Origin of the sequence: uncultured Friedmanniella sp. (genome assembly GCF_964244285.1) — a bacterium.
Lineage (GTDB): Bacteria > Actinomycetota > Actinomycetes > Propionibacteriales > Propionibacteriaceae > Microlunatus.
Genome location: NZ_CAXTHT010000003.1, coordinates 416,056 through 436,719, shown reverse-complemented (window position 1 = coordinate 436,719; position 20,664 = coordinate 416,056). Strand labels below are relative to the sequence as shown.

General features: G+C 72.4%; 19 protein-coding genes. 10 read left to right on the top strand and 9 right to left on the bottom strand.

Features of this window, described 5'->3' with window-relative positions:
• The first annotated feature begins 95 nt into the window (after positions 1–95).
• The 4 genes from ACFE7W_RS10085 to ACFE7W_RS10070 all read left to right on the top strand — a co-directional run bounded on the left by ACFE7W_RS10085 (position 96) and on the right by ACFE7W_RS10070 (position 3,618).
• Positions 96–986, top strand: coding sequence for a hypothetical protein (locus tag ACFE7W_RS10085; RefSeq protein WP_375424633.1), 891 nt, complete (start codon positions 96–98; stop codon positions 984–986).
• A 12-nt stretch (positions 987–998) separates the two neighbouring features.
• Positions 999–1,901 carry a diacylglycerol/lipid kinase family protein gene (locus tag ACFE7W_RS10080; RefSeq protein WP_375424632.1) on the top strand — a complete coding sequence of 301 codons (903 nt, stop codon included), beginning with the start codon at positions 999–1,001 and terminating at the stop codon, positions 1,899–1,901.
• A gap of 80 nt (positions 1,902–1,981) precedes the next feature.
• A complete protein-coding gene (locus ACFE7W_RS10075; protein ID WP_375424631.1) occupies positions 1,982–2,896 on the top strand; it encodes an NAD(P)H-binding protein in 915 nt (304 codons plus the stop codon).
• Positions 2,893–3,618, top strand: a complete 726-nt coding sequence (locus tag ACFE7W_RS10070; RefSeq protein WP_375424630.1) for a lysostaphin resistance A-like protein — start codon at positions 2,893–2,895, stop codon at positions 3,616–3,618. Before ACFE7W_RS10075 ends, ACFE7W_RS10070 begins: the two co-directional genes overlap by 4 nt.
• 52 nt (positions 3,619–3,670) lie before the next feature.
• Here the strand turns inward: ACFE7W_RS10070 and ACFE7W_RS10065 are convergent, their stop codons facing one another.
• Both ACFE7W_RS10065 and ACFE7W_RS10060 read right to left on the bottom strand, forming a co-directional pair.
• Positions 3,671–4,273 (bottom strand): dihydrofolate reductase family protein, encoded by a 603-nt coding sequence (locus ACFE7W_RS10065; RefSeq protein WP_375424629.1) that lies wholly within the window; start codon positions 4,271–4,273, stop codon positions 3,671–3,673.
• Between the two features lie 53 nt (positions 4,274–4,326).
• Positions 4,327–4,545: a hypothetical protein gene (locus ACFE7W_RS10060; RefSeq protein ID WP_375424628.1), complete on the bottom strand. Its 219-nt coding sequence runs from the start codon at positions 4,543–4,545 to the stop codon at positions 4,327–4,329.
• Positions 4,546–4,718: 173 nt separating this feature from the next.
• Here ACFE7W_RS10060 and ACFE7W_RS10055 point away from each other — a divergent pair, with 173 nt between their 5' ends.
• Positions 4,719–6,557, top strand: coding sequence for an MFS transporter (locus ACFE7W_RS10055; RefSeq protein ID WP_375424627.1), 1,839 nt, complete (start codon positions 4,719–4,721; stop codon positions 6,555–6,557).
• A gap of 38 nt (positions 6,558–6,595) precedes the next feature.
• Here the strand turns inward: ACFE7W_RS10055 and ACFE7W_RS10050 are convergent, their stop codons facing one another.
• Complete coding sequence (locus ACFE7W_RS10050; protein WP_375424626.1) at positions 6,596–9,844, bottom strand: S41 family peptidase; 3,249 nt, start codon at positions 9,842–9,844, stop codon at positions 6,596–6,598.
• A 39-nt stretch (positions 9,845–9,883) separates the two neighbouring features.
• Positions 9,884–10,762, bottom strand: coding sequence for a cytochrome c oxidase assembly protein (locus ACFE7W_RS10045; RefSeq protein WP_375424625.1), 879 nt, complete (start codon positions 10,760–10,762; stop codon positions 9,884–9,886).
• A 34-nt stretch (positions 10,763–10,796) separates the two neighbouring features.
• Between ACFE7W_RS10045 and ACFE7W_RS10040 the strand changes: the two genes are divergently transcribed.
• Positions 10,797–11,135, top strand: a complete 339-nt coding sequence (locus tag ACFE7W_RS10040) for a hypothetical protein (protein ID WP_375424624.1) — start codon at positions 10,797–10,799, stop codon at positions 11,133–11,135.
• A gap of 3 nt (positions 11,136–11,138) precedes the next feature.
• On the opposite strand, the gene ACFE7W_RS10035 is transcribed toward ACFE7W_RS10040, so the two are convergent.
• Positions 11,139–12,239 carry a VIT1/CCC1 family protein gene (locus tag ACFE7W_RS10035; RefSeq protein WP_375424623.1) on the bottom strand — a complete coding sequence of 367 codons (1,101 nt, stop codon included), beginning with the start codon at positions 12,237–12,239 and terminating at the stop codon, positions 11,139–11,141.
• Between the two features lie 69 nt (positions 12,240–12,308).
• Here ACFE7W_RS10035 and ACFE7W_RS10030 point away from each other — a divergent pair, with 69 nt between their 5' ends.
• Positions 12,309–12,968 (top strand): HAD family hydrolase, encoded by a 660-nt coding sequence (locus tag ACFE7W_RS10030; protein ID WP_375424622.1) that lies wholly within the window; start codon positions 12,309–12,311, stop codon positions 12,966–12,968.
• Here the strand turns inward: ACFE7W_RS10030 and ACFE7W_RS10025 are convergent.
• Positions 12,905–13,363 carry a hypothetical protein gene (locus ACFE7W_RS10025; RefSeq protein ID WP_375424865.1) on the bottom strand — a complete coding sequence of 153 codons (459 nt, stop codon included), beginning with the start codon at positions 13,361–13,363 and terminating at the stop codon, positions 12,905–12,907. The two genes, ACFE7W_RS10030 and ACFE7W_RS10025, sit on opposite strands and share 64 nt — an antisense overlap.
• A 40-nt stretch (positions 13,364–13,403) precedes the next feature.
• On the opposite strand from ACFE7W_RS10025, the gene ACFE7W_RS10020 reads away from it, so the two are divergent.
• Positions 13,404–15,827: an ATP-dependent DNA ligase gene (locus tag ACFE7W_RS10020; protein ID WP_375424621.1), complete on the top strand. Its 2,424-nt coding sequence runs from the start codon at positions 13,404–13,406 to the stop codon at positions 15,825–15,827.
• Positions 15,828–15,830: 3 nt separating this feature from the next.
• Here ACFE7W_RS10020 and ACFE7W_RS10015 read toward each other — a convergent pair whose 3' ends face one another.
• Entirely contained in the window at positions 15,831–17,033 is a 1,203-nt protein-coding gene (locus ACFE7W_RS10015) for an FAD-dependent monooxygenase (protein WP_375424620.1), read from the bottom strand.
• On the bottom strand, positions 17,030–18,154 hold the full coding sequence (locus ACFE7W_RS10010) for a winged helix DNA-binding domain-containing protein (protein ID WP_375424619.1): 1,125 nt from the start codon (positions 18,152–18,154) through the stop codon (positions 17,030–17,032). Before ACFE7W_RS10010 ends, ACFE7W_RS10015 begins: the two co-directional genes overlap by 4 nt.
• 26 nt (positions 18,155–18,180) lie before the next feature.
• On the opposite strand from ACFE7W_RS10010, the gene ACFE7W_RS10005 reads away from it, so the two are divergent.
• Complete coding sequence (locus ACFE7W_RS10005; RefSeq protein ID WP_375424618.1) at positions 18,181–18,753, top strand: DinB family protein; 573 nt, start codon at positions 18,181–18,183, stop codon at positions 18,751–18,753.
• Here ACFE7W_RS10005 and ACFE7W_RS10000 read toward each other — a convergent pair.
• On the bottom strand, positions 18,750–19,088 hold the full coding sequence (locus ACFE7W_RS10000) for an HIT family protein (RefSeq protein WP_375424617.1): 339 nt from the start codon (positions 19,086–19,088) through the stop codon (positions 18,750–18,752). The genes ACFE7W_RS10005 and ACFE7W_RS10000 overlap by 4 nt on opposite strands.
• A 187-nt stretch (positions 19,089–19,275) precedes the next feature.
• On the opposite strand from ACFE7W_RS10000, the gene ACFE7W_RS09995 reads away from it, so the two are divergent.
• Positions 19,276–20,469 carry an MFS transporter gene (locus ACFE7W_RS09995; protein ID WP_375424616.1) on the top strand — a complete coding sequence of 398 codons (1,194 nt, stop codon included), beginning with the start codon at positions 19,276–19,278 and terminating at the stop codon, positions 20,467–20,469.
• Positions 20,470–20,664: the final 195 nt, after the last annotated feature.

The window sequence follows — 20,664 nt, the reverse complement described above, 5'->3', positions numbered from 1 at the left end:
AACGCTCACACCCTTGCTCCCGTTAGCGACCGTTGCGCCCTGTGTACGAGGCGCAACGATGCAGAAGGGGCGCAACGACGGGCCAGAATGGTGCCGTGGACCTGAACGCGGCGGCCGAGGAGCTGTACGGCGGCTCACCCGACGACTTCGTCGAGCGGCGGACGGCGCTGGTGGTGGCGGCGCGGAAGGCGCGCGAACGCGAGCTGGTCCTCCGGATCGGGGCGCTGCGGCGGCCGACCCGGACGGCCTGGCTGGTGAACGTGCTGGCTCGGGAGGCGTCGTCGGAGGTCGGTGAGCTGCTCGAGCTGGGCGAGGCGCTGGCCGACGCCCAGCGGCGCGGGTCGGGTGCAGATCTTCGACGGCTCTCCGCGGACCGGCGGCGGTTGGTCGACCGGCTGGCCCGGCAGGCCGTCACGCTCGGGGCGGCGCACGGCTACACCGCCCCGGACGCGGCGTTGCAGGAGGTGAGCCAGACCTTGCAGGCCGCTCTGGGTGACGACGACACCCGTGAGCAGCTACGCGCCGGCCGGCTGACCACCGCCGTCAGCTACGGCGGGTTCGGGCCCTTCACCATGCCGGAAGCCGCGCCAGAGCCGCCGCCGGTGGAGGCAGCGCCGGTGGAGGCAGCGCCGAAAGAACCGCCCGTCGACAAGCTGAAGGAACGGGAGAACGAGCTCCAGGAGCAGAGGGACCGGCTCGGCGAGCTGGCCGAGGCCGCCCAGCGAGCCGAGGCCGAGGCGCAGCGGCAGGCGGAGGAGGCGACAGCTCGGGCGGATGAGCTGGCGGACCGGATCGAGGAGCTGCGCGGCGAGCTGGCCGCCGCGGAGGGCGAGGAGCGCGAGGCCCGCGAGGCGGCCCGGGCGGCCCGGCGGCAGCTGCTGGAGGCACGCCAGGCCGCTACCGAGGCTGAGCAAGCCGTGGTTTCAGCCAGGTCCGGATCGGCAGACATCACACCCAGGGGTGCAGCGGCGACCGAGCGCTTCTGAGAAAATCGGCAGGTGCAGGAGTCGTCCAGCCGTCAGCTCGCCGTGATCGCCAACCCGGTCAAGGTTTCCGACGCGTTCGCGGACCTGGTGCGGAAGCGGGTGGCCGACGCGGGTTGGCTGGAGCCGCTGTGGCTGGAGACGCGCGAGGACGACCCCGGTCACGGGATGGCTCAGCAGGCGATCGACGCCGGTGTGGATCTCGTCATCGCCGCCGGCGGCGACGGGACCATCCGGGCCGTGGCCGACGCCCTCGCGAACAGCGAGGTGACCATGGCCGTGGTCCCGGCCGGCACCGGCAACCTGCTGGCCCGCAACCTCCGGCTCCCGCTGAGCGAGGCCGGCTCGTTGGACGTCGCCTTCGCCGGGCGTACCCGCGACATCGACCTGATCGAACTGACCGTCGACGGCGGACGGAGCGAGCACTTCGCCGTGATGGCCGGGGTGGGAGTCGACGCGATGATCATGGACGAGGTCGATCCGAAGCTGAAGTCCAAGGTCGGCCCGGCGGCGTACTTCCTCGCGGCCGGCAAGGCGCTCGGCCGGCTGCCGATGCCGGTGGACATCTCGGTCGACCATGACCCTCCTCGTCGCCGGCGGGCGATGATCTGCCTGATCGGCAACGTGGGCACCCTGCCCGGCGGCGTCGTCCTGATCCCGGACGCCGAAGCCGACGACGGCCACCTCGACGTCTACGTCGCCTCCCCGCACCAGCCGCGGCACTGGCTGCGGCTGCTGCGGCGGGTGGTCACCCGTCGCGAGCAGCGTGGCGACACCGTCAACACCTGGCAGGCCCAACGGGTGCTGGTGGAGCTGGCCGAACCCGAGCCGTACCAGCTGGACGGCGACGTCGTCGGTGAGTGCCGGACCCTGGAGGCCGTCATCAGGCCGGGAGTGCTGCGCGTCTGCATCCCCTGACCGACCCGACGGAGAAGTCTGGGAGTCCGGGGTGCTCAGGCTAGGCTCGCGGCGACCGTCCACCGGCCCAGGAGGCCCCCATGCCTTTGACCGTGCTCGTCACCGGCGCCTCCGGGTTCGTCGGGTCCCACCTCGCCTCAGCCTTGGTCGACGCCGGCCACACCGTCCGCGCCATGACCCGGCACCCCGACGACTACGCCGGCGCCGGCGAACCGGTCGAGGCCGACGTCAGCGACCGCGCCAGTCTGGACCGCGCGATGGTCGGGGTCGACGCGGCCTACTACCTGGTGCACTCCCTCGACCGCGCCGACTTCGTCGCCAAGGACGCGGAGGCGGCCCGGTACTTCAGCGCCGCCGCCGCCCGGGCAGGGGTGGAGCGGATCATCTACCTCGGCGGTCTCGGCGACGAGGACGCCGACCTGTCCGACCACCTCAAGTCGCGCCGCGAGGTGGAGCAGCTGCTGGCCTCCGACGGCGTCCCCGTCACGGTGCTGAGGGCGGCGATCGTGATCGGGCACGGTGGCATCTCCTGGGAGATCACGCGGCAGCTGGTCGCACACCTGCCCGCCATGGTGGTGCCGCGCTGGGCCACCACCAAGACCCAGCCGATCGCCCTCGCCGACGTGGTCCGCTACCTCGTCGGGGTGCTCGAGCCGGAGGCCGCGCGCGGTCGGGTCTTCGAGATCGGCGGCACCGAGGTGCTGACCTACGCGGAGATGATGCAGCGGGTGGCCAAGCTGCACCACAACCGGACGCTGCCGATGGTCACCGTGCCGCTGCTGACCCCGCGGCTCTCCTCACACTGGCTGGCCTTCGTCACCGACGTGGACACCGAGACCGCCCGCAACCTGATCGACTCGATGAGCAACGAGGTCGTGGTGCACGAGCACTCGATCAACGAGGTCGTGCCCGGCGAGTCGATGGACTACACCGAGGCGGTGCAAGAGGCGTACGCCCAGCGGGCCGAGGCCCTGAAGACGCGGGCTCACGCGTGACCGAGACCCGGGGCCGCCTGCTGGGTCGGGCGCTGGGTGTCGTCCGGCCGATCCTGATCGACAAGGTGGAGCGCGACCACGCGCAGAGCGACCGCGCGTTCCGCTACCGCCGGATCGTGGTGGGGGTGACGCTGGTGGTCGGCGCCACCCTGCTGGGCCTCTCCTTCGCCACCGAGCAGGGTGATCCCGCCTTCTACCCGCTGACCTTCGGGCTCGCGGCCACCTGGGCGCTCGGCAGCCTGGTCTCCGGGCCATTGCACCTCGGGCACATCCAGATCCTCGGCGCCCGACGCCGGCCGATCATCACCCCGGTCCTGGTCGGGCTGGCGCTCGGGGCCGTCTTCGTGGCGGGTGGCCTGGTGGCCCGGGAGATCCCGCCCGTGGCCGCCTACGTCGAGGACGTGCTCGGTTACGCCAAGGCCGGCAACCTCTACCTGCTGATGGTGATCACCCTGGTCAACGGGATCGCCGAGGAGCTGTTCTTCCGCGGCGCCCTCTTCGCCGCCATCGGCCGCAAGCGCCCGGTGCTGATCTCGACCATCGTCTACGCGGTCGCCACCATCGCCGGGGGCAACCCGATGCTGGTCTTCGCCGCCGCTGTCCTCGGGGTCGTCGTCGGGCTCCAGCGGCGGGCCGGCGGTGGAGTCCTGGCCCCGATCCTGACCCACATCACCTGGTCGATGATCATGCTGCTGGTGCTACCGAGGCTCTTCCAGGGCTGAACCACGCTGCCCGCTGCGGCTGTCCCTGGCGTGCAGGAAGACCGATCACGGCTCAGGAACGGTGATCAGGCCCAACCGGCCAGGTGCGCAGGGTGGGCCGGTAGATGAGCTCCTGGGTGCGGCCGTCGAAGGTGCGGGTCTCCAGCAGATCGAGGTCGAAGTCGCCGGCACCCGCGAAGACGGGCTCGTCCCCGGTCTGGGCCGCGACCACCGGAAAGACGGTCAGCTGGATCCGGTCGACGAGGCCGGCCGCCATCAGCGCGCGGTTCAGCGAGAGACTGCCGTGAGAGCGGATCGGTACGTCCGACTCCTCCTTCATCCGCCGGACGATCTCCACGCCGTCACCGCCCAGCACGGTCGCATCGGGCCAGTCCACGGGACCCTGCAGCGTCGAGGAGATGACCGTCGTGGGGCAGTCGATCATCTGGTCCATCCAGGCGTCGCGCTCCTCGGTCATCAGGGGCAGCATCTGGAGGAACATCCCGAAGGTCGTGGCGCCGAAGACCATCCGCTGGTCGCCGTCGTAGACCGCGAGCCGGTGGGCCAGGAACTCAGGCCCCTGCTTGCCCCAGTAGCCGCCCCAGTCCGCGGGGGGTCCGTAGGAAGCGAGGCCGTCCAGGCTGGTGAAGACGTCAAACGTGTAGGTCGCGGTCATGCCACCACTGACCCGGCCTCCGCCGGCAAGTCATCGGTCCTGCGCGGCCCGGATCAGGCGGCCGGCGGCGGACCGGAGTAGCGGTTCTCCTGGATGTGCCTCGTCCGTCCGCGCTGGGCGTTCATCACCAGCGCCAGGATGACGGTGACGACGCCGGCGACGATGAGGATGATCCCGAGCGTGTCGTCGGAGACGAACGGGATGTTCACGTCCAGGGCGAACAGCAGGATCGCCCCGATCACGATCAAGACGATGCCCGTTCCGATACCCATGCCCACACCTCTCCTCAGACCCTAGGCCTCATCGTAGGCCGCACCCGCCGGGTCCACCGCGCTTACAGCGTAAAGCGCGCCCACCGAGGGGCTCTTGTGCCTGCGACTCAGGTCACACTAGATTGCCAGGCAACTGGCCCCTCGAGGCCTGCACTCCCGAGAATCGAGATCCGATGGCGGTATCCGAACAGGCCCCGATCGCGGCGCAAAAAGTCGACAGCGACACCCGCAAACCACCGATGACGCCGCTCGCCATCCTGCTCATGAACTTCGGGTTCTTCGGCATCCAGTTCAGCTTCGGGCTGCAGCAGTCCGCGGTGAACCCGATCTTCACCTTCATCGGGGCCAAGCCCGAGGAACTACCCCTGCTGAACCTGGCCGGACCGGTGACGGGACTGGTCATCCAGCCGCTGATCGGGGCCGCCAGCGACCGGACCTGGGGCCGGTTCGGCCGTCGCAAGCCGTACTTCATCATCGGTGCCCTCGGCTGCATGGTGATGCTGTTCCTGTTCCCCTTCGTCGGGGCGATCTGGACGGCGTTCCTGTTCATGTGGCTGCTCGACGCCAGCAACAACACCGCGATGGAGCCCTATCGGGCCTTCATCTCCGACCGGCTCCCGAAGAACCAGCTGGCGCGCGGCTTCCTCGTCCAGTCGATGTTCGTCGGCCTCGGCGCGGTGTCGGCCAACCTGTCCCTGCTGATCTTCCAGAAGCTCATCACGGGGATCACCGACCACGGCATCCCGTTCTGGGTGTACGTCTGCTTCTGGATCGGAGCGGTGTGCTCCATCGGCTCGGTCCTCGTGTCGGTGCTCACCACCAAGGAGATCCCGCCGACCGAGGAAGAGCTGGCGGAGATGCGCGCCAAGAAGGGCGGTCCGGCCGGGTTCTTCGCCGAGATCTCCAGTGCGGTCCGCGAAATGCCCGTCGGCATGCACAAGATCGGCCTGGTCTTCCTCTTCCAGTGGTTCGCCATGGCCGTCTACTGGCAGTTCGTCGCGGTGAGCATGACCGAGAAAATCCCGGCCTTCGCCTCGACCGATCCGGCCAAACCCGTGTCCGAGGCCGCCTCCGGTTGGGTCGGCGCGGTGAACGGCATGTACAACCTGATCACGATCTTCGCCGCCCTCGCCCTGATTCCCATCGCCCAGAAGTTCGGAGCGAAACGGGTCGGAGCGGTCGCCCTGGTGTTCGGCGGGGTAGGGCTGCTGGTCTTTGCGAACCTCAACAACCAGTACGCGCTGCTGGTGCCCGAGATCGGAGTCGGCATCGCCTGGGCCTCCATGCTGGGCATCCCCTACATCATGGTCGCGAGCATGGTCCCCAAGGAGCGCTCCGGGGTCTACATGGGCATCGTGAACATGATGATCGTCGTGCCGATGCTCATCCAGAACGTGACCTTCGGCTGGATCTTCGAGCACCTGCTCGGGGGCAGCGGCGCGAACGCGATCATGCTCTCCGGAGCGCTGCTGCTCTGCGCGGCCATCGCCATGCTCTGGATCAACCCGCCGCCGGACGACGAGGAGTCGGCCCTGATGCCGCTCGGGGCCGCCCGCGCCATCACCATCTACGACAAGGTGGTCGTCGGCTCCGACGGCACCCCGTCCTCGCTCTACGCGGTGGACCGGGCGCATGCGGTGGCAGCCGAAGCGGACGCCCAGGTCGTCGTGGTGTCCGCCTACAGCCCGGCCGACGCGACGGACGAGGGCGCCCGCAAGGAGCTGCACGGTCGGGAGGCCGCGTTCCAGGCCCTCGAGGTCACCGTCCGCCACCTCACCTCCGACCGGGTACGCCGCATCGAGCAACGCGTGGTGGCCGGTGACCCGGCCCAGGCCCTGCTGTCAGCGGCCGAGGGCAACCCCCACAACCTGATCGTGGTGGGCAACCGAGGACTGGGCGCCGAAGAGGGTCAGATGCTCGGGACGGTGCCCGCTGCGGTGGTGAAGGACGCCGTCTGCGACGTCCTCATCGTCCAGGGCACCCGCGACCGGGTGCCGAGAAACCGCCGGTAGGCCGGCGCGCCGCGCGGCCCCCGCGGGTGTGGCTGACCTCAGCGCACCCGCGGAGGCGGTATCACCGGCGCCGCGGCAGCCGGCAGCTGGTCCAGCCGGGCGAACGCCTCGACGATCGCCCGGTCCAGCTGCGGGTCGGCGTGGGCTTCCGCGTCGTGGTCGGCCGGGGTGTGCGGCACCTCGATGTCGGGGGCGACCCCGTGGTTCTCCACCGACCAGTCGTAGCCCTGCAGCCAGAAGGCGTACCGCGGCTGGGTGATGCCGGTGCCGTCGACCAGGTCGAAGCGGCCGTCGATGCCGACGACGCCACCCCAGGTCCGGACGCCGACCACCGGTCCCAGCCCCATCGCCTGCGCGCCGGCGTTGACGATGTCGCCGTCGGAGCCGGAGAACTCGTTCGCCACGAAGATCACCGGGCCGCGGGGGGCCATCGTCGGGTACGGCGACGCCACCCCGACGTGTCGTGCGACCGTCCAGCCCACCACCCGGCGGGCCAGCCGCTCCAGCACCAGCTGGCTGGTGTGACCGCCGCGGTTGTAGCGGACGTCGACGACCAGACCCTCGGCCTCGGCGGCCAGGTGCAGGTCGCGGTGCAGCTGGGCCCAGCCCGCGCTCATCATGTCCGGGACGTGGACGTAGCCCAGCCGGCCGCCGCTGTGCTCACGGATGTACGCCGCCCGGCCGAGCACCCAGGCCTGGTAGCGCAGCGGCTCCTCGTCGGCGAGCGGCACGACGACCACCCGTCGGTCGCCGTCGGTCGAGCCCGGGGACCGCAGGGTCAGCTCGACCGGCTTGTCGGCGGTGCCGATCAGGCCGGCGGCCGGCCCGACGGCGGGGTCGACCGGACGCCCGCCGACGGCGACGACCAGGTCACCGGGCTGGGCTCCGACGCCGGCAGCCCGGAGCGGGGAGCGGGCCAGCGGGTCGCTGCTCTCCCCCGGCAGGATGCGGTCGATCCGCCAGCCGCCCTCCGCCGGGCTCAGGTCGGCACCGAGCAGCCCCAGCCGCCGTTCCGCGTCGCCGGGTGGGTCGACGGGGCTGACGTAGGCGTGGGAGGTGTTGAGCTCGGCCCCGACCTCCCAGAGCACGTCGACGAGGTCGTCGTGGCTGGCCAACCGGTCCACCAGCGGCCGGTACCGCGCGAGGACACCGTCCCAGTCGACGCCGTTCAGGTCGGCACGCCAGTAGTGGTCGCGCATGATCCGGCCGTTCTCGTCGAACATCTGGCGCCACTCCGCCACCGGGTCCAGCTCGAACCGCAGTCGGTCCAGCTCCACCGTGACCGGCTCCCCGCCCTCCGGCTTGACCGGCCGGGAGGTCGGTCGGACGGTCACCTCGTCCTTGGACCGGACGACCACCCGCTCGCCGTCCCCGCTCACCCGGGCGCTGTCGGCGCGGTCGAGGAGGACCTTCACGGCCCGGTCGGCGAAGGAGTAGAACTCAACCGCGTTGCCGGGCGCGTCACCCTCGACGCCGGCCCGACCGGCCCCGAGCGGAGTCTCCTCGCCCGGCTCGCGGATCCACAGCACCCCGCCGGCCGCCGCCTGCAGGTCGCGGTAGCTGCCCGAGGGCACGGGAAAGGCGACGATCCGCTGCTCGAAGTTCTCGGGCTCGACGGCGACCGGGGCGACGTCCTGCTGCTCGGCGTCCGACCGGCCGGTGGCCGGCTCGTCGGGGCTCGCGCTCAGCCGCCAGCCGTCCGCGCTCGGACCGAAGGGTGCGGCCGCGGTCGCCGTCAGCGGCACCAGGTACGGGCGGACGGCGGCGCTGAACCCGAGCCCGAAGACGTGGCTGTCGTAGCTGGGGTCGAAGGTCCGGGCGGAGAGGAAGGCGAGGTAGGTCCCGTCCGCGGTGAAGGCGGGTGAGGTGTCGTCGAAGCGTCCGCTGGTCAGGGGGAGGGGCTCGCCGGGCTGCTCGACGTCGGCCAGCACCAGGCGGTGCTGGGCCTCGGAGCGGAGGGGCTCCGACCAGACCAGCCAGCGGCCGTCCGGGGAGAAGGTGAGCCCTTCGGCCTCGCCCTCGGTCGAGGTGCCCAGCCGCTGGACGGCGCCCGTCTCGAGGTCGACCAGCCGGACGGCGCCGTCGTGAGAGGACGTCGCCACCCGGGCCCCCGCGGGGTCGCTCTCCAGGTGCAGCACCCGGCCGAGCTCGCCCTGAGCCAGCCGGCGCACCTCACCCGTACCGGCGGCCGGGTGCACGTGCAGCGCGTCCTCGCCGTCTGCGTCGCTGACCAGGACCGACGACCCGGTGCGCCCGAGCGGGCGGACCAGCCGGGCCCGGACGCCGGACTCCGCGACCAGCGCCCGCGCCGGCCCCTGCCGGTGGCTGAGCCAGAACGCCTTGCCGCGCCACTCGACCAGACTGGCGTCGCCGCGGTGGTCGGGGCGCAGCTCGGTCAGCTGCTTGGTCGGGTCCAGCTGACGGGTCTGCCGGCCGGCCAGGCTGCCCGGCAGGGTGATGGCCAACGGCGCGGGGGTGCCGTCGAGGGCGGGCAGCAGGTAGAGCGTGCCGAGCGCGGCGTAGACCACCCGCGCGCCGTCGGTGGTGGCGTCGCGGACGTAACCCTCGGCCGCGGTGTGGGAAGTCAGCCGGCGCGGGAGGACGCCGGCCGTGTCCACGTCGAGGGCGTAGAGGTTGGCGACCTCGTCGGCGTGGTCGGGGAAGGTGGCGGCGAGGTCGCTGGTGAAGACCAGCGTGTCGCCGACCCACATCGGGTCGACCAGCGACGCCTCCTCACCGGCCAGCAACCGCTCCCACTCGTGCCCGGTGCCGCTGCGGTCCAGCCAGAGGTGCGGCGCGGTGCCACCGCGGTAGCGCTTCCACAGCGCCGGTGGCCGACTGCCCACGGTCACGAGCGCGAGGGCCCCGTCCGCACGGGTGGCCACGCCCCAGGCCGGGCCGTACGGCAGCCGCTCGACCGAGCCGTCCAGGCTGACCGCGTGCACCACCTGGCGGCGCAGGTTCGCCTCGCGAGCGGCGGAGGCGACCAGCACCCGGCCGTCCGCGGTCCAGCCGAGGACCGAGGTCGTGCTGCTCCCCCACCAGGTCAGCCGGCGGGGCTCGCCACCCTCGACGTCGACCACGTAGGCCTCCCGGTGGCCGTCGCGGGTCGACGTCCAGGCCACCCGGGTGCCATCGGGTGAGAAGCGGGGGTTCGCCGTCGGAGTGCGGTCGTCGGTGAGCCGCCAGGCTCGGCCGCCGGTGACCGGGGCGAGCCAGACGTCGTCGGCGGCGACGAAGGTGACCAGGTCGCCGTGCAGGTGCGGGTAGCGCAGGTAGCTGCTCATGGTTTTCGCAGGCTATCGGGCGTTGCTGACAGAACCGCCTCAGAGGTCGCGGCGCAGGTGCGCGCGCACGAGGTCCTCGTGCTCGGCCTCGCTCAGCTCGTCGGCCACGCGGGCGCGGCGGGCGTCGGTGCGGGCCCAGCGGACGAAGAGGGCGATGAGGATGGGCACGTCGGAGACCTCGGCGATGACCCACAGGAAGTCCCCCGACCAGTGCTGGTCGCTCAGCGGCGACGGCCACCAGACGGGCCGCGGGCCGACCACGGCGCCGACGCCGTCCAGCACGTGGTCGGTGAGCCGCAGCACCAGGCCGGGGATCGCGTCGAGGACGAGCTCGAGGAAGCTGAAGCCGAACTCCGCCGCCAGGAAGACGTCGCTGCGCAGGTCGCCGTGGGCGGCGATCCCGATCACGAACAGCAGGCCGACGAGCGGCGCCAGCACGTCGCTGGTCCCCTCCGCCACCCCGCTGGTGCGCCAGGCGCCGCCGACCGGCGTCAGGAACACCACGAACACCGCGCACGCCACGACGGGGGCGACGAGGGCGTTCCCCAGCAGCCGGGCCGGCCACGAGCCGATGATCCGGCCGAGCGCCGCGGACGGACCCGGCGGCAGGGCGCGGGTCGCCAGCTCGAGGGGACGACCCAGCAGGGCGAGCGAGGGGACCACGAGCAGCAGCAACGCGATCCGGGTCGTGAAGGCCCAGCGGAGGTCCCGGCTCTCGACGCCGAGGAACCCGAAGGAGATCGCGGCGTAGCCACCCAGAGCGACCAGCAGACCCAGGGAGGCCCGTACCGGCCAGCCGGTGCCGGAGCGGCGGAGCCGGAGCACGGCCAGCAGCCAGCCGACCAGCGTCACGGCGACGACCCCGGCCGCGACCGGGTCGACGCGCCAGGTGTCGAAGAACGTGGCCCAGGGGGGCATGGCGCCCAGCGTAGGTCTGCGCGAAGATCGCTGCGTGCCCTCAGAACCGCGGATGGTCTCCCTCGGCTTCGGCAAGTTCGCCCGTGCCGACAATATCTACGCCCTCGAGCCGCTGGTCGGGGACCAGCGCGGCGACGGACGTCGGACGAAGGTCTGGGTCGAGGGCATCCCGGACGCCGTGATCGCCTCGCGCACCGAGGGCACCATCCTGCGCGACATGGGTCAGGAGGCCGCCGCGGACGCCCCGCTGGTGGAGGAGGCGCTCGACCTCGCCGCTCGCCTCGCCGCGGCGGCCGACGCCGGCCGGGTGGACCTGAGCGACCTCGGCCGGCGCGCCCGCCGGCTGCTCGCCGCCACGGTCACGCCGGCGTGAGGATCAGCCGGTCCCGAGCAGCAGCCCCAACAGGTAGGTCACGGCCGCGGCGGCGTAGCCGATGACGAGCTGGCGGAGGCCTCGCCGCAGCGGTGACGCTCCGGAGAGCAGCCCCACCGTCGCGCCGGTGGCGAGCAGGCTGAGACCGACGAGCACCGCGGCGACGACGACCGCCGTCAGGCCGGACAGCCCGACGAGGTAGGGCAGCACCGGGATCACCGCGCCCGAGCCGAAGAAGCAGAAGCTCGAGACCGCTGCGCCGAGGCCGGTGCCGATCGCCTCGTGCTCGTCGACCCCGTCGTCCGACTCGTCCGACTCGGCCAGCGCGGGTGCGTCGCCGAGGTCGGGGTCGGGTCGGCCGAGGACCTCCGCGGCGTGTGCCTCGGCTTCGGCCACCTCCATCCCCCGCGCCCGGTAGACCAGGGCCAGCTCGTTCGCGTCGAGGTCGAGCTGCGGCAGCACGATGTGGGTGTCGGTGGCGGGGGTGGCCGCCTCGAGCAGCTCGCGCTGGGAGCGGACCGAGACGTACTCCCCGGCGCCCATCGACATGGCCCCGGCCAGCAGGCCGGCGAGCCCGGTCAGGAGCACGACGTGGTTCGAGACACCGCTGGCGCTGATCCCGAGCACCAGCGAGAGGTTGCTGACCAGACCGTCGTTGGCTCCGAAGACCGCGGCCCGGAACGTGCCCGAGAGCCGGGCGCGGCCGCGCGCGGCCAGCCCGCGGACGACCTCCTCGTGGATCCGCTCGTCGGCGGCCATGGCTTCCGTGGCGTCGCGGTCGGACTCGTACGGCGAACGCGCCTCCGCCCGCTGGGCCAGGGCGAGGACGAACACCGAGCCGAAGCGCCGGGCCAGCAGCCCGAGGGCGCGGGTCTGCAGGTCGGGCCGGCGGGACCGGCCGGCGTTCTCGCCGAGCAGCGCGAGCCAGTGCTGCTCGTGCCGACCCTCGGCCTCAGCCAGAGCCAGCAGAATCTCGCGTTCCTCACCCGTGCGGTGGCTGGCCAGGTCGCGGTAGACCGAGGCCTCCGCGCGCTCGTCGGCGAGGTACTGACGCCAACGGCGGATCGAGGCCGCGCTGGGTGCCGGGCGGTCGAGCTGAACCACGTCGGCACCTCCCCGTCGGCTTCGTGAGGCAGCAGCGTAGTCGCGCGTGAGGCGGGTAAGGAGGTCAGCATGGTTGACACCGCGATCTTCGACGTCGACGGCACCCTGGTGGACTCGAACTACCAGCACGCCCTCGCCTGGTCCCGCGCCTTCGCGCGCTACGACATCGTCCAGCCGCTGTGGCGGATCCACCGCGGGATCGGGATGGGTGGCGACATCTTCGTACCCGAGATCGCCGGCCGCGAGGTCGAGGAGGCGCACGGTGATGACCTCCGCGACGCCTGGGTGGAGGAGTTCGACCAGCTGATCGATGAGGTGCAGCCGTTCGAGGGTGCCCACGAGCTGCTGGCCGAGGTCAAGGAGCGCGGCTTCCGGCTGGTGCTGGCCAGCTCGGGCAAGAGCAAGCACGTCGAGCACTTCCTCGACCTGATCGACGGCCTCCCGCTGGCCGACGCCTGGACGACGTCAGAGGACGCCGAGCACAGCAAGCCGGAGCCCGACCTGGTCAAGTCCGCGCTGGCCAAGGTCGGGGGCTCCTCGGCGGTGATGGTCGGTGACTCCACCTACGACGCGATCGCGGCCGGCAAGCTCGACGTCGCGACGCTGGCGGTGCGGACCGGCGGCTTCTCGGTCGAGGAGCTCACCGAGGCCGGGGCCGTCAAGGTCTATGACTCCCTGGTCGACCTGCGGCACGACCTCGACGCGACGGGACTGGCCCGGCCGGCCTGAACCAGGGCGGCGACCAACGCCACGACCGCGCCCGCGCAGCGCAGCCGGTCCGCGCGGAGCAGCGCTCCGAGCAGCACGGCGTCGCGGCCGGCACCGAGCCGGCCGTGCAGGGGCGCGGCGAGGAGTGCCGTGGTGCCGAGCGAGGTGGCTGAGGCGACCGCCGACACGATCACCGGGGCCGAGGCACGGGCGGCCAGCGAGCCGGCCGCGCTGACCACCACTCCGCCGTAGACGACCGCGACCAGGGGCACGATCCGCCGCGAGTGCCGGGCGTGAGCCTGGGCCCAGCGGGCCTCGGGCACCTCGGCCAGCGCCGGGTAGACGAGTCCGGTGACCGTCAGCTGGAAGCCGGCGTGCACCGCCGTCGCCACGACCAGCACGGTCGCCCTCGACATCCTCGGCACGCGCCGAGGGTAGTGCCGCGATACTGACGCCATGGCCCGATCCTCGTCCGAGCAGGTCGTCGACGTCGACGGCCGGTCGGTCAAGCTCACGAACCTCACCAAGGTGCTCTATCCCGACACCGGCACCACCAAGGGCGACGTCCTGCACTACTACGCGGCGGTCGCGGCGGTCATGCTGCCGCACCTGCGGCAGCGGCCGGCCACCCGTAAGCGCTGGCCGGACGGGGTGGGCTCCGGGGCCAAGCCCGGCAGCGTCTTCTTCGCCAAGGACCTGGCCGCGGGCACGCCGGAGTGGGTGCAGCGGTACGCGATCGCCCACCGGGACCACGACAACCACTACCCGGTGGTCAACGACCTCGCCACCCTGACCTGGCTCGGCCAGCTCGCCGCGCTCGAGCTGCACGTGCCGCAGTGGCGGTTCGCCGCCGACGGGACCCCGCAGAACCCGGACCGGCTGGTGCTGGACCTCGACCCGGGCGACGGGGTGACGCTGGCCGAATGTGCCGAGATCGCCCGACAGGCCCGCGAGGTGCTGCGGGGCATCGGACACGACCCGTACCCGGTGACCAGCGGCAGCAAGGGCATCCACCTCTACGCCGCGCTGGACGGGTCGGTGACCCCCGAGCAGGCCACCGCCCTGGCCCGCGAGCTGGCCCTGGCGCTCGAGGCCGAGCAGCCCGACCGGGTGATCAGCTCGATGAAGCGCGCCGACCGCGGCGGCAAGGTGTTCCTGGACTGGAGCCAGAACAACGGCAACAAGACCACCATCTCGCCGTACTCGATGCGCGGTCGGTCGCGGCCGACCGTCGCCGCGCCGCGGACCTGGGTCGAGCTTGAGTCCGCCGACCTGCGCCAGCTGGAGTACGAGGAGGTGCTGGCCCGGATCGAGGCGGACGGCGACCTGCTGACGGCGCTGGCCGGCGCGGCCGTGACCGGTGCTCCCGACCGGCTGACCACGTACCGGAGCATGCGGGACGCGGCGAAGACGCCCGAGCCCGTCCCCGCCGCACCGCCGGCGGTGGCCGAGCCGGGCCAGACCTTCGTCATCCAGGAGCACCACGCCCGCGCCCTGCACTACGACTTCCGGCTCGAGCACGACGGCGTCCTGGTCAGCTGGGCCGTGCCCAAGGCCCCGCCGACCGAGCCGAAGATCAACCGCCTGGCCGTGCAGACCGAGGACCACCCGCTGGAGTACGGCACGTTCGAGGGCGGCATCCCGGCGGGCGAGTACGGCGGCGGGAACGTGAAGATCTGGGACGCCGGCACCTTCCGGCTGCACAAGTGGCGCGAGGGCAAAGAGGTCATCGTCACCTGCTTCGGGCGGCCGGGCGGCGGGCTGGGCGGGGTCCGCAAGTTCGCCCTGATCCACACCGGGGGCCCCGGCCGGGCGGAGAGGAACTGGCTGATGCACCTGATGGAGACCGATCCCGAGGACCGCACTTCGGCAGGCTCAGGGAACGGGACGGAGCGGATCGAGCGGATCGAGCGGATCGACCCGATGCTCGCCGCCCTCACCGACGCCGCCCGGTTCGGGCCGCAGGAGGGCTGGGCCTTCGAGATGAAGTGGGACGGCGTCCGGGTGCTGGCCTACCTCACGGGCGACCGGGTGGAGCTGCGCAGCCGGCGTGGCCGGGACGAGACGCACGCCTACCCCGACGTCACACCGTCGCTGGCGGTGCTGGGCGTGGGCAGCGCCGTGCTGGACGGCGAGATCGTCGTGCTGGACGAGCTGGGCCGACCCAGCTTCGGGCTGCTGCAGAACCGCATCAACCTCACCAGGCCGGCGGACATCCAGCGGCTGGCCGTGACGTACCCGGCGCGAGTGATGCTTTTCGACCTGCTGGAGCTGGACGGGCAGTCGCTGCTCGATCGTCCCTACGACGAACGACGCCGGCTGCTCGAGGAGCTCGTGCCGGAGCAGCCGGGTTCCCGTCTGCAGGTGCCGCCGGTGTTCGACGGCGACCTGGCTGCGGCCATGGAGATCAGTGACGACCTCGGGTTGGAGGGCGTGGTGGCCAAGCGGCACGACTCGCCCTACTGGCCCGGCAGCCGCGCTTCCTGGCGCAAGATCAAGCACACCAAGACCCAGGACGTGGTGGTGGGCGGCTGGCGGCCCGGACAGGGGCGGCGTGACGGCGGCGTCGGCTCGCTCCTGATGGGCGTGCCGACCGAGGACGGGCTGCACTACGTCGGCCGGGTCGGCTCCGGCTTCGACGACCGCGGGCTGGAGCAGATCGCGGCGGCGCTGGCTCCCCTGGCCCGCCCCACCAGCCCCTTCGCCGACGTGCCCCGGGAGGAGTCGCGCGACGCCCACTGGGTCGAGCCGCAGCTGGTGGGCGAGGTGACCTACGGCGAGCTCACCGGTCCGGGCCGGATGCGGCACCCGGTGTGGCGTGGCCTGAAGTCCGAGACGCGCCCCGACGAGGTGGTCTGGGAAGTCCCACCCGCGTCCTGAGCCTCAGACCGGGACGGGGAGGTAGTCCGGCAGCTCGAACGCGTCAGCGGGCGGCGACAGCCGCTTGCTGCGGCCGAGCCGGCTCACCCAGGGACGCGAACCCAGCCACAGCGCGGAGTTGAGCACCTGGATCCCCGCACGGGTGCGCGGCTGGGCGATGCGCGGGGTGAAGGGCGGCAGCTGCTGCGCCTTGTCGACGTAGGGCCGCAGCAGCCGCTCGTACGCGGCGAACGCCTGCCGGTGGTCCTCGGAGGCCGCCAGCTCACCGGCCAGGACGTACGCACCGACGAGGGCGAGGCTGGTTCCCATGCCGCTGATCGGGGACGCGCAGTAGCCGGCGTCGCCCACCAACGCGACCCGGCCGCGCGACCAGTGGGGCGTCCGCACCTGACCGGTGAGCTCGAAGTAGAGGTCGTCGGCTCCGTCGAGCGCCGCGACCACGCGAGGCGCCTCCCAGCCGGCGTCGACGAAGGTCCGCTTGAGCAGGGCGCGCTGCTCGTCGACGGGCTGCCGCTCGTAGCCCTCGCCCCGGGCGGGCAGGGTCAGCAGCGCCCGGGTGGTGCCCAGGTTGTCGGGCCGCAGCGTGATGACGCGGCCCCCGGTGGCGTTGTACCAACGTGCCCAGGTGCCGTCGGACTCGGCGCGCGGCATCGTCAGGTAGGCGGTGTACATGCCCAGCGAGCGGAACTGCGGCTCGTCACCGAAGACCAGCCGGCGGGTCCGCGAGCCGATCCCGTCCGCGGCGACCACGAGGTCGAAGTCCCGTTCGAGCCCGGAGTCGAAGGTCACCCGGACGCGTCCGGGCTGGTCGTCGAGGCCCGAGATCCGGTCCCCGAACAGGTACTCGGTGTGGTCGCGGGTGTGCTCGTGGAGCAACGTGGCGAGCTCGCCGCGCAGGATCTCGAGCTCGGCGACGAAGCCCTCGCCGTCGTAGGCGTCCGCCCCGAACTCGGCCCTGGTGGCGCCGGTGGCATCCACGAAGCGGACGCCCTGCTCGCCGGTGGTGGCGGCTCGGACCGCGTCCTCGATCCCCATCCGCCGCGCGACCTCACGGCCGGCCCCGCGGAGGTCGACCGTCTGGCCGCCCGGGCGGATGCCGTCGGCCCGCTCGACCACCGTGGTGGTGAAGCCGTAAACGTTCAGCCAGTGAGCCAGCGCCGGGCCCGCGATGCTGGCGCCGGAGATCAGGACGGTTCGGGAGGTCACGCGGCCACACTAAGCGCGACCAGGGACAGTCCCCGGTGCGCAGCGAGGCGCTCGGCCTCGTCGTCGGTCGACGCCCGCTCGGCCGCCGTCAGAGACCGCCAGGTCTCGACGCTCACGGTCAGCTTCCGACCGGCCGCCTTCGGTCGCCAGGTGCCCACGACCTCGGTCCCGACCAGGACCGCCCCCGGGCGTCCGATCGTCGGCCAGAGCGCCTGGTGCCTGGCCGGCTCCGGGACCAGCAGAGCCCGGTCCCGACCTTGCAGGAGCAGGTCGAACGGTCCCAGCAGGCGTACCAGGTCCGAAGGCGCTGCGTCGGGCTCCGGGCCGGGCAGCGACCAGGCGGCGGTTCCCTCGACCTCGACCGGAACCGCCTCGGCCGGCCAGTGCGCCTTGACCTCGGCGACCGGCGCGTCCAGGAACATGGCTACGTCCTTCGGTCCGGCGGGCCCGAGCAGCCGGAGGTAGCCACGGATCACCTGCAACCGGTCCGGGGCGGCGAACGGGTCGGCCGCCGGCCCCCAGGAGTCCCGGGGCCAGTCGGGGATCCGCCGCAGCACCGGCGGCGACGTGCCCGGCTCCAGCTCCAGCCCGGCGTACAGGGCGCCGATCCGGAACGGGACCTCCCACGAATGAAGGGCTGCGCAGGTCGCGCAGTCCCGCAGGTACGGCGCGGTCAGCCGCGCGCTCACCCGAGTGGAGACCTCGCCCTTGGGCATCGGTTCGGTCACCACGTCGTGCAGCTGACGGGCCACCTCGGCCAGTCCCTCGCGCGCGTTGATCCCGGCCTCCCGCCAGGGCTTGTCGGGCCCGAAGACGCGTTTGGCCGCGTCGCGGTCGCTCATCGGTGACGTGGCGACCAAGACCTCGGGCAGGTCGGTGCGACGGTAGTAGTGCGGTGAGCTCCGCAGCGTCCAGACCAGGGCGACGTCGGAACTGCTCTCGAGCTCGGACGGGGACGCGAGGGGCACCCCGCGGTTGGCCAGCGCCCAGCTCGCCCCGTCCCGCCCGGTGTCCTGGATCCCGAGGTCGAAGACGGCGGCGTCGGTGAGCGGTCGCGGCGCCACCGGACGACCCAGTTGCTGCGCGGCGATCCGCCGCATCAACGCATCCTCGCGGTCCACGTCGCCTCCTCGGTAGCGTGTGCTCGATGGAGCCCAAGGATGTCCTGCTCTACTACCTCGGCCGCGAGAGGGCGGGTCTGCTCAGCCGGCTGGACGGGCTCGGCGAACGCGAGCTGCGCTGGCCGATGACCCGGACGGGCAGCAACCTGCTCGGCATCGTGAAGCACGTGGCCAGCGTCGAGCTCGGCTACTTCGGCGAGGTTTTCGGACGGCCGTCCGGTGAGCCGCTGCCTTGGATGGACGACGACGCGGAGCTCAACGCCGACATGTGGGCCAGGCCGGACGAGAGCGCCGAACAGATCGTCGCGCTGCTCCAGCGGGCGGCGGCGCACACCGCCGCGACGGTCGCCGCTCTCGACCTCGACTCGCCCGGCGAGGTCCCCTGGTGGTCGCCCGGGCAGCGCCAGGTCACCCTGCAGCGGATCCTGGTGCACATGCTGTCCGAGACCGCCCGGCACGCCGGCCACGCCGACATCCTCCGGGAGCTCATCGACGGTGCCGCGGGCGACGACCGCGGCAACCTGGTCGAGCAGTCCGACGACGACTGGGCGGCATACCGGCGCCGGCTCGAGGAGGCGGCGGAAGCGGCGTCGGACTAGCGGTCGAGCTGCTTGGTGATGCTGCGGCGCAGGTCGTCATGCTGTGGCCCGAGCCGGAGATCCTCCCGCAACCAGTTCTCCGGCGGGTACAGCCAGACAGGCTTGGTCATCCGTTCGGGCGGCTCCCAGTCATATCGCGGCCAGACGTGCGCGTGCAGGAAGTCGTCGGTGTTGCCCAGGATCTCGAGGTTGACGCGGCGGAACCCCGTCCCCACGTGGCGGCACGCGTTCTCGACCGCCTCGCCCAGCCGCTCCATGCTGGCGAGAAACGCCAGCCGCTCGGGGCGAGGGAGATCGGTCAGGCGACTGACGCCGATCCGGTCGACCAGCAACACGCAGTAGCCGGGCAGCCTGGACGTCGCCCATCACGGCAAAGGACAGCGGCAGCCGGCGCAGCACCGTCGGGTTCTCCCCGCGCAGGGCGGAGCCGATACGGTCCTGGCGGAAGTCGGAGATCACCACCTCGTGCCACCACAGCGATGCCGTGGACAACCGAGGCCCTGACCATCGAGGGGAGCAGCCGTGCGGCCAGCTTCCCTCCTACCGCCCGCGGGCGGAGCCCGACGGCTGGCCGTGGCGACTCTGGTCAACAGCGTGGGCAACGGCGTCTTCGCAACCATCGGCACGATCTACTTCCTCCGCTTCGCCGACCTGACGGTGAGCCAGGTCGGCTCCGGGCTCGCCGTCGCCGCGGGCGTCGCGATGGTGGTCGGGCTGCCGCTGGGGCGCCTGGCCGACAGGGTGGGGGTCCGTGCCGTCTTTCTCGCGCTGCTGCTCGTCTCCGCCGGGGCGGTGGCGGCCTACGTCGGGGTCCGCAGCTGGCCGCCGTTCCTCGTCGTCGCGGTCGTCGCGGTCACCGCCGAGCGGAGTACGGCCGGGGTCCGGAACGCCTTCATCGCCCAGGTCGTCGGAGGCCGTGACCGGGTCCGGACGCGCGCCTATCTCCGGTCGGTCACCAACGTCGGCGCCGCGGTGGGGGCAGGTATCGGCGGGACCGCGTTGGCGTCCGACGTGCGCGGGCTGTTCGACGCGCTGCTCGTCGTCGACGCCGCCACCTTCGTGGGGGCTGCGGTCGTCGTGTCGACCATCCCCGCTGCCTCGCCGGCAGCGAGTCCTGGCGGCGCCGGTTTGCGTACGGTCCTGACCGACGCCCGCTTCCTGCGGATGAGCTGCGCGCAGGCCTTTCTCTCCCTGCACGGTGCGGTGCTGACGGTGACACTGCCGCTGTGGATCGCGACACGAACCGAGGCGCCGACGGTGACCGTCGCCGTCCTGACGACAGGGACGATGGTGGGTGCGGTCGCGCTGCAGGTCTGGGTGAGCGCGCGTACCGACCGACCGGGCGGCTCGGCTCGCGCCGCGCGTCAGGCCGGCGTGGCGTTGGCGGCAGCGTGTCTCGTCCTCGGGCCCAGTGGATCGACCGGTCCGGTGGCGGCCGTCGTCCTGCTGATGCTCGGTGGAGCGCTGCGCCTGGCCGGAGAGCTGCTGCAGTCGGCCAGCGGCTGGGCCATGTCCTTCAACGCCTCTCCGCCGGGGATGGCGGCCAGCTATCAGGCCCTCTACTCCACCGCTTTCTCAGGCGCCGCCATCGCCGGACCGTTGATCAGCACGGCCATCGTCCTCGCGTACGGCTGGTCGGGGTGGGCCGTCCTGGCGGTCGCGTTCCTGGTGGCGGGCGCGGTGGCGTCCCGAGCGGCGCCAGCTACTGAGGCCTGACCGCGCGCCGGGGCGGCGGCCAGCCACACCTGGTCGGCGAACGGGTGGTGGCCGAGCGGCAGGGTGCCTTGGTTGGTGACCAGGTAGACGTAGCCGGTCGGGGACCGGAACACGTACCGGCCGGGCTCGGGTTGTCGCCGCCGCCACCCGCCGTGGGTCACGGCCCGGTGACTTCGCCGGGACAGCGGGCCGAGA